Source organism: Streptococcus sp. 3.1 (assembly GCF_016648915.1).
Lineage (GTDB): Bacteria > Bacillota > Bacilli > Lactobacillales > Streptococcaceae > Streptococcus > Streptococcus salivarius_E.
Map to the genome: position 1 here is coordinate 25,168 of NZ_JACLQV010000013.1, position 9,086 is coordinate 34,253.

Annotated in this window: 11 protein-coding genes; 9 read left to right on the forward strand and 2 right to left on the reverse strand. The window is 41.4% G+C overall.

What is annotated here, in order from left to right; translation table 11 throughout:
• The first annotated feature begins 51 nt into the window (after positions 1-51).
• From ezrA to H7U02_RS08090, 3 genes are all read left to right on the forward strand, one after another.
• On the forward strand, positions 52-1,776 hold the full coding sequence (gene ezrA / locus H7U02_RS08080) for a septation ring formation regulator EzrA (RefSeq protein WP_070656459.1): 1,725 nt from the start codon (positions 52-54) through the stop codon (positions 1,774-1,776).
• A gap of 111 nt (positions 1,777-1,887) precedes the next feature.
• Positions 1,888-2,535, forward strand: a complete 648-nt coding sequence (serB, locus tag H7U02_RS08085) for a phosphoserine phosphatase SerB (RefSeq protein WP_110981109.1) — start codon at positions 1,888-1,890, stop codon at positions 2,533-2,535.
• A 226-nt stretch (positions 2,536-2,761) separates the two neighbouring features.
• A complete protein-coding gene (locus tag H7U02_RS08090) occupies positions 2,762-3,001 on the forward strand; it encodes a hypothetical protein (protein ID WP_070656465.1) in 240 nt (79 codons plus the stop codon).
• A gap of 37 nt (positions 3,002-3,038) precedes the next feature.
• Here H7U02_RS08090 and H7U02_RS08095 read toward each other — a convergent pair whose 3' ends face one another.
• Positions 3,039-3,929, reverse strand: coding sequence for a DMT family transporter (locus H7U02_RS08095; RefSeq protein WP_045772204.1), 891 nt, complete (start codon positions 3,927-3,929; stop codon positions 3,039-3,041).
• Between the two features lie 115 nt (positions 3,930-4,044).
• Positions 4,045-4,410 carry a histidine kinase gene (locus H7U02_RS08100; RefSeq protein ID WP_070656468.1) on the reverse strand — a complete coding sequence of 122 codons (366 nt, stop codon included), beginning with the start codon at positions 4,408-4,410 and terminating at the stop codon, positions 4,045-4,047.
• 245 nt (positions 4,411-4,655) lie between these two features.
• Here H7U02_RS08100 and H7U02_RS08105 point away from each other — a divergent pair, with 245 nt between their 5' ends.
• The 6 genes from H7U02_RS08105 to obgE all read left to right on the forward strand — a co-directional run bounded on the left by H7U02_RS08105 (position 4,656) and on the right by obgE (position 8,835).
• Positions 4,656-5,021, forward strand: coding sequence for an OsmC family protein (locus H7U02_RS08105; RefSeq protein ID WP_073685683.1), 366 nt, complete (start codon positions 4,656-4,658; stop codon positions 5,019-5,021).
• A gap of 93 nt (positions 5,022-5,114) precedes the next feature.
• Positions 5,115-5,498, forward strand: coding sequence for a PaaI family thioesterase (locus H7U02_RS08110; protein WP_201043124.1), 384 nt, complete (start codon positions 5,115-5,117; stop codon positions 5,496-5,498).
• A 13-nt stretch (positions 5,499-5,511) separates the two neighbouring features.
• Complete coding sequence (locus H7U02_RS08115) at positions 5,512-6,486, forward strand: GyrI-like domain-containing protein (protein WP_110981108.1); 975 nt, start codon at positions 5,512-5,514, stop codon at positions 6,484-6,486.
• Positions 6,487-7,218: a pseudouridine synthase gene (locus tag H7U02_RS08120; protein WP_073690044.1), complete on the forward strand. Its 732-nt coding sequence runs from the start codon at positions 6,487-6,489 to the stop codon at positions 7,216-7,218.
• A gap of 80 nt (positions 7,219-7,298) precedes the next feature.
• Positions 7,299-7,427: a DUF4044 domain-containing protein gene (locus tag H7U02_RS08125; RefSeq protein WP_002884629.1), complete on the forward strand. Its 129-nt coding sequence runs from the start codon at positions 7,299-7,301 to the stop codon at positions 7,425-7,427.
• A 94-nt stretch (positions 7,428-7,521) separates the two neighbouring features.
• On the forward strand, positions 7,522-8,835 hold the full coding sequence (gene obgE, locus H7U02_RS08130) for a GTPase ObgE (RefSeq protein ID WP_002891491.1): 1,314 nt from the start codon (positions 7,522-7,524) through the stop codon (positions 8,833-8,835).
• Positions 8,836-9,086 lie beyond the last annotated feature (251 nt).

The following is a 9,086-nucleotide window of genomic DNA, read 5'->3' on the forward strand; positions in this document are numbered from 1 at the left end:
TCGTAATGTTATTCTACATTTATGAACATAATAGACGATTAAGGAGAAACTATGTCTAGCGGAATTGTTTTACTGATTGTAGTGGTAGTTATGCTCGTAATTATCGCTTACTTAGTCGGTATTCTTATTAGAAAACGAAATGATTCGCGGATTGCACAGCTTGAAGAACGCAAGCAAAAATTGTTTGACTTGCCAATTAACGAAGAAATTGAAGAAGTTAAAAAGCTTCACTTGATTGGACAAAGTCAAACAACCTTCCGTGAATGGAATCAGAAATGGATTGATATCTCGACAAATTCATTCGCAGATATTGAAAATCATATTTTCGAAGCTGAAAATATGAATGATACCTTCCATTTCTTCAAGGCTAGTGGTGAAATCAATAACATTGAGAGTCAGTTAGATCTTGTGGAAGAAGATATCAAGTCTATCCGCGAAGCGCTCTCAACCTTGAAAGAACAAGAAGAAAAGAACAGTGCTCGCGTTAAGCATGCATTAGACTTGTACGAAGAGTTGCAAAACTCAATCGAGGAAAACTCTGATAATTTCGGTTCTACCATGACCGAAATCAATAAGCAGCTTAAAAACATTGAAGCTGAGTTTGCAGAATTCGTGACTCTTAACTCATCAGGTGACCCTGTTGAAGCATCTACTATCTTGGATCGTGCAGAAGAGCACACTATTGCATTGGGTCAAATTTCAGAGAAGATTCCTGCTATTGTAGCTAAGTTGGAAGATGATTTCCCAGATCAGTTGGATGATTTGGAATCTGGCTATCGCAAGTTGATTGAGCAAAATTATCACTTCCCTGAGAAAAATATCGAACGTCGCTTCCAAGAAATTCGTGAAGCTATCCGTTCAAACTCAAGTGAGTTGGTTTCTCTTGATTTAGACCGTGCGGAAGAAGAAAACGCTGAGATTCAAGAAAAAATTGACAACTTGTATAGCATTTTTGAACGTGAAATTGCCTCATACAAGGTTGTTATGCGTCAAAAGAAAATTTTGCCAGATTATCTCAAGCATGCTAAAGAAAACAACAAGAAACTTCAAGAAGAGCTTGAGCGTCTCATGTTGACTTACATCTTCGATGAAACATATGCGGCAGATGTTCGTAGCTTTGCATCTGATATTTCAGGTGTGGAGACGGCTGTTCTTCCGACCCTTGAAAATTTTGAAACTCAGGTAAAACCATTCTCAGAACTTGAGAAAATCTTTGAAAAGAGTCTTAATACCTTGTCAGCTGTTGAAAATGGTCAGGTTGAGGTCTTTGAAAATCTTCAGGCTATTGAGATAAACGAAGCTAAAGCACGTGAAGAGCTTGATCTTTATGTTAATAAATTGCATGTTATCAAGCGTTACATGGAAAAACGTAACCTGCCAGGTATTCCTCAATCCTTCTTGAGTGTATTCTTCTCAACTAGTGCTCAAATTGAGGCCCTTATGGACGAACTCAGCCGTGGCCGTATTAATATTGATGCGGTAATGCGTTTGACAGAAACATCTAAAAACGCCATTGATCATTTGGAAGAGACTGCTTACTTGGTTGTTCAAAATGCAACCTTGACTGAGCAACTCTTGCAATACTCAAACCGCTACCGTTCGTTCGAACCTGCTGTTCAAAGTAGCTTTGAGCATGCACTTAAATTGTTTGAGGTTGATCATGATTATGATGCATCTTTGGAAGAAATCTCTTATGCCTTGGAAACAGTTGAACCAGGTGTGACAGATCGCTTTGTATCATCTTACGAGAAGACACGCGAACAAATTCGTATGTAAGAGAAAGATTCTGGACTGCGGTCCAGATTTTTTTGTAAGGTCCGTTTTTCATTTCATATTTGAATTAAATCTAGTGAAGGCTTATATAGACATCGAAGAATCGAGGTAATTATGTCAGAAGTTAAAGGTTTATTAGTTATGGACGTAGATTCTACGCTAGTCCAAGAAGAAGTTATTGATTTATTGGGAGAAGAAGCAGGCGTTGGTCAAGAAGTTGCTGAAATCACAGAGCGTGCCATGCGTGGAGAATTGGATTTTAGACAGGCCTTAAATGAGCGTGTAGCGACCCTCAAGGGATTGCCAGAGAGTATATTTGATAAGGTATATGCTCGTATTCATTTCAACAAGGGAGCCAAGAAACTGGTGGATGAACTCCACGCCCGTGGCTTTAAGGTAGGCTTGGTTTCTGGAGGTTTCCATGAGACTGTGGATAGACTAGCAGCTGAAGCAGGAATCGATTATGTCAAGGCTAATCACCTAGAGGTGGTTGATTGTGTCTTAACTGGTAAGGTTTATGGTGAGATTGTTACCAAAGATGTCAAGGTAGCCAAACTCAAAGATTGGGCGGTAGAAAATGGTCTCGAACTCTCACAAACCATTGCAATGGGTGATGGTGCCAATGATTTACCTATGATTAAGACAGCTGGCATTGGTATCGCCTTTTGTGCTAAACCAATTGTCCGTGAACAAGCTCCCTACCAAATCACAGAACCAGACTTGTATAAGGTAATCGAGATTTTGGATGAGGTTAAGAAATAGTAGATATATAAATAGTCCTTTGGATGATTCCAAAGGACTATTTGTATACCAAAAAAAAACACCGAATCGGTGTCACTTTCTCAAGTTGATTACGGACTAAGCCTTATTTTAACTTTGCTGCCTTGTTTCGAATGGTTTCACTCTCTCTTTGTAACAATTTTTGGTTGACTTATCCTCAAACACATCCTATCATAGAGGAGTCTAGTATTGAAATGGGGGAAGAGATATGTTATACGAATATCCAGCGATTTTTCACACAATTGAGGAAGGTTATCAAATTAGTTTTCCTGATTTTGGTCGTAGCATTAGGGCAGATTCTTTGCCTCTTGCCATGACGAAAGCATCTGTGTTTTTAGCACATATTATTAAGGGCTATGGAGATAAGACCTTACCTGAACCGACAGCGGTAAGTAGTATTCCTAATGAGGAAGAACTTGTCGTTTTAATTCAAACAGAGCTTGATTAAGACTAAAAAACTCTCGGAAGATTAATTCCCGAGAGTTTTAGGTTTTATTGGCTACATAGACGCCCAGGACGACTAAAATGCCTGCAAAAATTTGTAGCTGCGAGAAGGGTTCTCCTAAGACGACAACAGCAGCTAGAATTGAGATAATTGTCGAAATTCCAATAAAGGATGCTGTTCGGTTAACTCCGATATTTGCGATGGCAAAATTTGATAGCAGATAGCCCAGAACACTGCATCCCAAGCCTTGATAAAGGATAGTGATAGTGAATTTTGGATTGCTCACAGGGAGAAGCAAGAGCTCTTTCAAATCACCTGCTAGAAAGCCTTGGCTGAGTGCAAAGAGTCCAAATGTCAGGCAGCCACTAGCAAGCATAAAGTAGGTAATCTCAAGGCTACTGAATTGACTGGCTCTTTCGACATCAACGCAATACAGGGCGTAGGAGACAACTGCTAGACCTAGAATCAAGTAGCCCACAAGGGAGAAGTGGGTAGAGCCGCCAGCAGCAAATACAGCTATGATGATACCGATGAGGGTTGTGATGACACCGACCACTTGCCAACGGCTAGGCCATTCTTTTAAAATTAGGCTGGACATGATAAGGGCAACGACTGGAATACAGGCTAGGAAGGCTCCGCTTTCAGAAGCCGTCGTCATACGAATGCCAATTGTTTCGCAGATAAAATAGATAATCGGATTGAGAATGGCAATACGTGTCAGTGGTTTGAGATTTCTACCGTTAATTTTTAGCCGACGTCGGCTGAATAGGAAATAAAGGTTGATAAAAAGGAAGGCGGTGACAAAGCGCCAAGAGATTAAAGCCAGGTCACTGACCTGTGCTGTAATAGATTTGGTAAAGATAAAACTGAGCCCAAAGAGAATCTCACAGGTCGCTGCAGCCAAGCATCCTAAGATGATTTTATTCTTCATTATCTCACCTCCTGAATTTGCATTTCCACGCCTATTATAGCACTTTCAGGAAGCGTTTACATCAATCTGAACCTAAAAAATAGACTAGCAGATTAGCTAGCCTTTTTTATCTTATTTAGTTACCAATTGAGACAGTCCCGTCTGATCCAACTTTGACATTTGTACCGTCTTGGCTATTAACGTCGACTGAGCCATCTTGACCAACTGTTGCGCTGTTACCTTCGCTATCGTTGGCTTCGACAGTATTATTGCCATTTGTTTTTGCTGAGTTACCGTTTCCGTCGCTGACCTCAGTTGATCCGTCTTTGTTGACTTTGATTGAAGCACTTGAATCAGTTGAAGAAGATTCTTTGGTCACCTTACTTGATGATGGTGTTGAAGATGACGAGTCAGTTTTGTCTTTAGAGTTGCCACATGCTGCTAAGGTCAACAAGGCAAGAACTGAGACAGAGGCTAAAGTTAATTTAGAAAATGTTTTCATAATAGTCTCCCTTTTTTCTTAGTAAATTCATTTTAAATGAAAAACATAATTTTAAAAGCGCTTCCAGTCGTTTTTACCCAACTGTAATCCCTAGGTAATATCAGTGTTTTACAAGGTTAATCTATTGGAAAATAAGAGCTACAAGCCTTTACGCTTTTTCTTCTTTTGATAGATTTTTCAAAGCGTTCAGCTCGGTCCTTAGGGCTCTCTTTGTTATAATAATAAAAAAAGATTGAGGTGACATGATGTATCAAACAACAATTAAAGGTGACAAACGTTTCCATTCGCTTTCAGAGGGTTACGGAGCACCTGTGGAACTTTTTGGCTACACGGAAGATGGGGAAACACCGATGAGCTTGGTGAATATTGCCTTGGCTTCCTGTGTGACCATGTGTCTACAGAGTTATTTTGCCAAGTATCAGGGAATCGAGGAGCTTGCTATTCAGGTTGATTCCAACTATGAAGAAGGACATTTCACCCTTGCCATTCATTTACCTGAGGATCTGATTTTGGAAAATGAGCAAGAACTCTTGGCTTTTGTGGATAATTTTTGCCGAGTGAAGAAGCTTTTTCGTGAAGATATTCAGGTTGATATTAGCTTAGCCAAATAAGCTTACTATCCTTTATGAACTTCGTGTTATACTAGTAGATAAAGACGTGTCATTTCACTAGGTGTGGAATGAGCAACAATAGGAGGGCTTGCTATGCAAGACAAACTACATGAAATCCATGTGTTTGAGAATTTTCAAGAAGAACTATTTGAAACGGGACATGTCATCGTGACAACTAAGGTAGTCGAGAAGTCCCTGAATTATTTTGGTAATGCTCACGGGGGGTATTTGTTTACGCTTTGTGATCAGGTCGCAGGGCTCGTGGCCATTTCAACAGGCGACTATGCGGTGACGCTTCAGTCTAATATCAATTATCTCAAGGCAGGGCATTTGTCTGACCAACTCAAGATTGAGGGATTGTGTGTTCATAATGGTAAGACGACTAAGGTGGTGGAAGTTGTCATTACTAATCAGGAAGAGAAAATTCTTACAAGGGCTACATTTACTATGTATGTGACAGGCTCGGTCGAGGAATAGAAAAGGAGCGTTTATGTCAGATTTTCAAACCATGGATGACTTTGCGGTCTTTGTTAATGACTACCTGACACCAGACCAACTGAGCGTTCAAGCATATTCCTATGCATCTGACCAACAGGAGCTCTCTCTTCTGGTGACCATTGACGATTATGAGATGATGTGTCGTTGGCATGCTGTCTGGACTTTTTCAGGTTTACACCAGGCCTTCTTTCAGTCTGTAATGGACACTGACACCACCTTTTCAATTGATAGTGATAGCTTGGCTATGAAGGCTCGTTTAAGGGATCAAGAGCTCTTGTTTCAAGCAAAGGGGCTTGAGATGGTGGTTGTCGATTTGCCTGAACCTCTTTTTCGTTTAGCTGATGTGTCTTTTAACGAAGGAGGCAAGCAATTTACCTACCTTTGTGAAGATCAAAGCGTTGCAGCAGAAGATTGGGTCTTGGTTCCTATAGGCTCTGGTAATGCCGAAAAAGAAGCATTTGTAGAAAAGATTTCCTATGTCCTAGCGGACGAGGTTCCAGTTGAGCTGACAAAACTGAAAAAGGTGATTCAAAAGTTGGATTTAGTAACCGTTCGTTATGATGTGGGGGTTGTTCGGAAGGGATTTTTGAGTTTTTCAGGGATGGCTTTTGAAGGCGAGGAATTAGGTAAGCCAACAGACTTCCTTTGGGTACCTTTTTTAGCAGAACAAGATGATTTGGCTGTTCCTACCTATGGCATTCGGATCAATGATGGCAGTCGCAAGACTTATGTAACAGCCTTGGCTGGTGAGGATGATAGTATGGAAATGATTGCTCTAGCACCAGCTACTTATGCGGTATTTAAACTTAGAGGGCCTGCAACGGCAGCTGTTTGGGAGAGTTTTCACTATGCTAAGAACCATTTTGAAATGATTGACCAGCCCACTGTAGAGGTTTATCTCCCAGGAAATCGTCAGGCTGAAGATTATGAGATGGAAGTTTGGATTCCAATAAAGGAGGAAGTTTAGATGCGTCTGGATAAGTTTTTGGTAGACTGTGGTGTCGGGAGTCGTAGTCAGGTCAAGATCTTTCTAAAAAAGAAGCAAGTGACTGTAAATGGTCAAGTGGAGACGTCACCTAAGGCTAAGATTGATGAGAAGCAAGATCAGATTGCTTTTCAAGGTCAAGCATTAATACATGAGACCTTTGTTTACTATCTTTTAAATAAGCCTCAGGGTGTCATTTCAGCAACAGAGGATGCCCGTCACAAGACAGTGCTCGATTTACTCGATGACACAGCAAGACATAAGCAAGTTTTTCCAGTTGGTCGCTTGGATATTGACACTCATGGTCTTCTTCTATTAACCAATAATGGCGACTTAGCTCACGCCATGCTATCTCCAAAGAAACATGTGGACAAGATTTATCAAGCCAAGGTGGATGGTATCATGGATCAGGAGGATATCCTAGCTTTTGAAAAAGGGATTGAACTCAAAGACCACACTTGCCAACCAGCTAAACTAGAGATTGTATCCGTAGATAGGGATGCTGGGACTAGCTTGGTTCAGATTACCATTGCTGAGGGGAAATTCCATCAGGTTAAGCGTATGGTAGCTGCTTGTGGTAAGGAAGTGACAGAGTTACAACGTATGAGTATGGGGCCTTTAAGTCTGCCAGATGATTTAGAACTTGGTGCTTGGCGACGTTTAACCGAGGAGGAGTTGGAAGCTTTAGCTGTTTTTGGAATTCCTTTGGCTTAAGCTAGTTAAGAGTTGCGAAATGGGCAGATTTTTGTTACTATTATTGTGAAATAATAGAAGAAAAAACGAGGTAAATTCAAGTGGCATTTGGAGATAACGGACCACGTAAGAAATCATTTTTTGAACGTCTAACAGTATTGGTCGTTTTGATTATGCTATTAGTAACAGTTGGGGCATTGATTTTCCAAGCAGTCGCAGCTGTCCTTTAAGACGCTATCAAGCGTTTTTTTGTGTCTGTCAGAAATTCTCTTATATGAGAATGCCTTTATATAGGACACATGAATCAGAAAGAGAGATATAGAGATGAGTATGTTTTTAGATACAGCCAAGATTAGTGTCAAAGCTGGTCGTGGTGGTGACGGGATGGTCGCTTTCCGTCGTGAGAAATATGTACCCAATGGCGGTCCTTGGGGCGGTGACGGTGGTAAGGGTGGCTCAGTCATTTTCAAGGTTGACGAAGGCTTGCGTACCCTTATGGATTTCCGTTATAACCGTAAATTCAAGGCTAAGAATGGCGAAAAAGGGATGACCAAGGGAATGCACGGTCGAGGTGCTGAAGACCTCATCGTTAGCATCCCGCCAGGTACGACAGTTCGTGATGCTGAGACCGGCAAAGTTATTACTGATTTGGTTGAAGATGGCCAAGAGTTTGTCATTGCTCACGGTGGACGTGGTGGTCGAGGAAATATCCGTTTTGCAACACCTCGTAACCCTGCTCCTGAAATCGCTGAAAATGGTGAACCAGGTGAAGAACGCGAACTTCAATTGGAATTGAAGATTTTGGCTGATGTTGGTTTGGTTGGTTTCCCATCTGTTGGTAAATCAACGATTCTCAGTGTGGTAACAGCAGCAAAACCAAAGATTGGTGCCTATCATTTTACGACAATTGTTCCTAACTTGGGAATGGTTCGTACTAAGTCAGGTGAGAGCTTTGCTATGGCTGACCTTCCAGGATTGATTGAGGGGGCTAGTCAGGGTGTTGGATTGGGAACGCAGTTCCTTCGCCACATTGAGCGTACACGTGTTATCCTTCATGTGATTGATATGTCAGCGAGTGAAGGGCGTGATCCTTACGAGGATTATCTTCAGATCAATAAAGAGTTGGAAACTTATAATCTTCGCTTGATGGAACGCCCACAAATTATTGTGGCTAATAAGATGGACATGCCTGAGGCTGAGGAAAACTTGAAAGAGTTTAAGGAAAAATTGGCTGCTAACTACGATGAATTCGATGAGTTGCCACAAATTTTCCCAATTTCAAGTTTGGCTCACCAAGGTTTGGAAAATCTCTTAGAAGCTACTGCAAAATTGCTTGATGAGACAGACGAATTCTTGCTTTATAGCGAAGATGATATGGAACAAGAAGAAGTTTACTACGGCTTTAACGAGGATGAACGTCCATTTGAAATTAGCCGTGACGACGATGCCTCATGGGTACTTTCTGGTGAGAAACTTGAAAAACTCTTTGTTATGACCAACATGGAACGTGACGAATCAATCATGAAATTTGCACGTCAATTGCGTGGTATGGGAGTTGATGAAGCGCTTCGTGAACGTGGTGCTAAGGATGGCGATATCGTTCGTATTGGTAACTTCGAATTTGAGTTTGTGGATTGACGTTGAAAGACTCTCTAAGTGCCAAGCACTTGATAGTCTACGGCAGCCGCTATGGCGTTCTGCCTATCAACCTCACTAACTGCGCAAAGTCGGTATAATCGACCGACTTTCCTTCGTGTCGTGACCATGAAAGACTCTCTAAGTGCTGAAGCACTTGATAGTCTACGGCAGCCACTATGGCGTTCTGCCTATCAACCTCACTAACTGCGCAAAGTCGGTATAATCGACCGACTTTCCTTCGTGTCGTGACC

What these genes read in the sequence shown, in the direction of transcription:
- H7U02_RS08105 (WP_073685683.1), top strand. Translation starts at nt 4,656, where the DNA reads ATGTATCAAACAACAATTAAAGGTGACAAACGTTTCCATTCGCTTTCA.
- H7U02_RS08115 (WP_110981108.1), top strand. Translation starts at nt 5,512, where the DNA reads ATGTCAGATTTTCAAACCATGGATGACTTTGCGGTCTTTGTTAATGAC.
- H7U02_RS08120 (WP_073690044.1), top strand. Translation starts at nt 6,487, where the DNA reads ATGCGTCTGGATAAGTTTTTGGTAGACTGTGGTGTCGGGAGTCGTAGT.
- serB (WP_110981109.1), top strand. Translation starts at nt 1,888, where the DNA reads ATGTCAGAAGTTAAAGGTTTATTAGTTATGGACGTAGATTCTACGCTA.
- H7U02_RS08090 (WP_070656465.1), top strand. Translation starts at nt 2,762, where the DNA reads ATGTTATACGAATATCCAGCGATTTTTCACACAATTGAGGAAGGTTAT.
- H7U02_RS08100 (WP_070656468.1), bottom strand. Translation starts at nt 4,410, where the DNA reads ATGAAAACATTTTCTAAATTAACTTTAGCCTCTGTCTCAGTTCTTGCC.
- ezrA (WP_070656459.1), top strand. Translation starts at nt 52, where the DNA reads ATGTCTAGCGGAATTGTTTTACTGATTGTAGTGGTAGTTATGCTCGTA.
- H7U02_RS08110 (WP_201043124.1), top strand. Translation starts at nt 5,115, where the DNA reads ATGCAAGACAAACTACATGAAATCCATGTGTTTGAGAATTTTCAAGAA.
- H7U02_RS08095 (WP_045772204.1), bottom strand. Translation starts at nt 3,929, where the DNA reads ATGAAGAATAAAATCATCTTAGGATGCTTGGCTGCAGCGACCTGTGAG.
- obgE (WP_002891491.1), top strand. Translation starts at nt 7,522, where the DNA reads ATGAGTATGTTTTTAGATACAGCCAAGATTAGTGTCAAAGCTGGTCGT.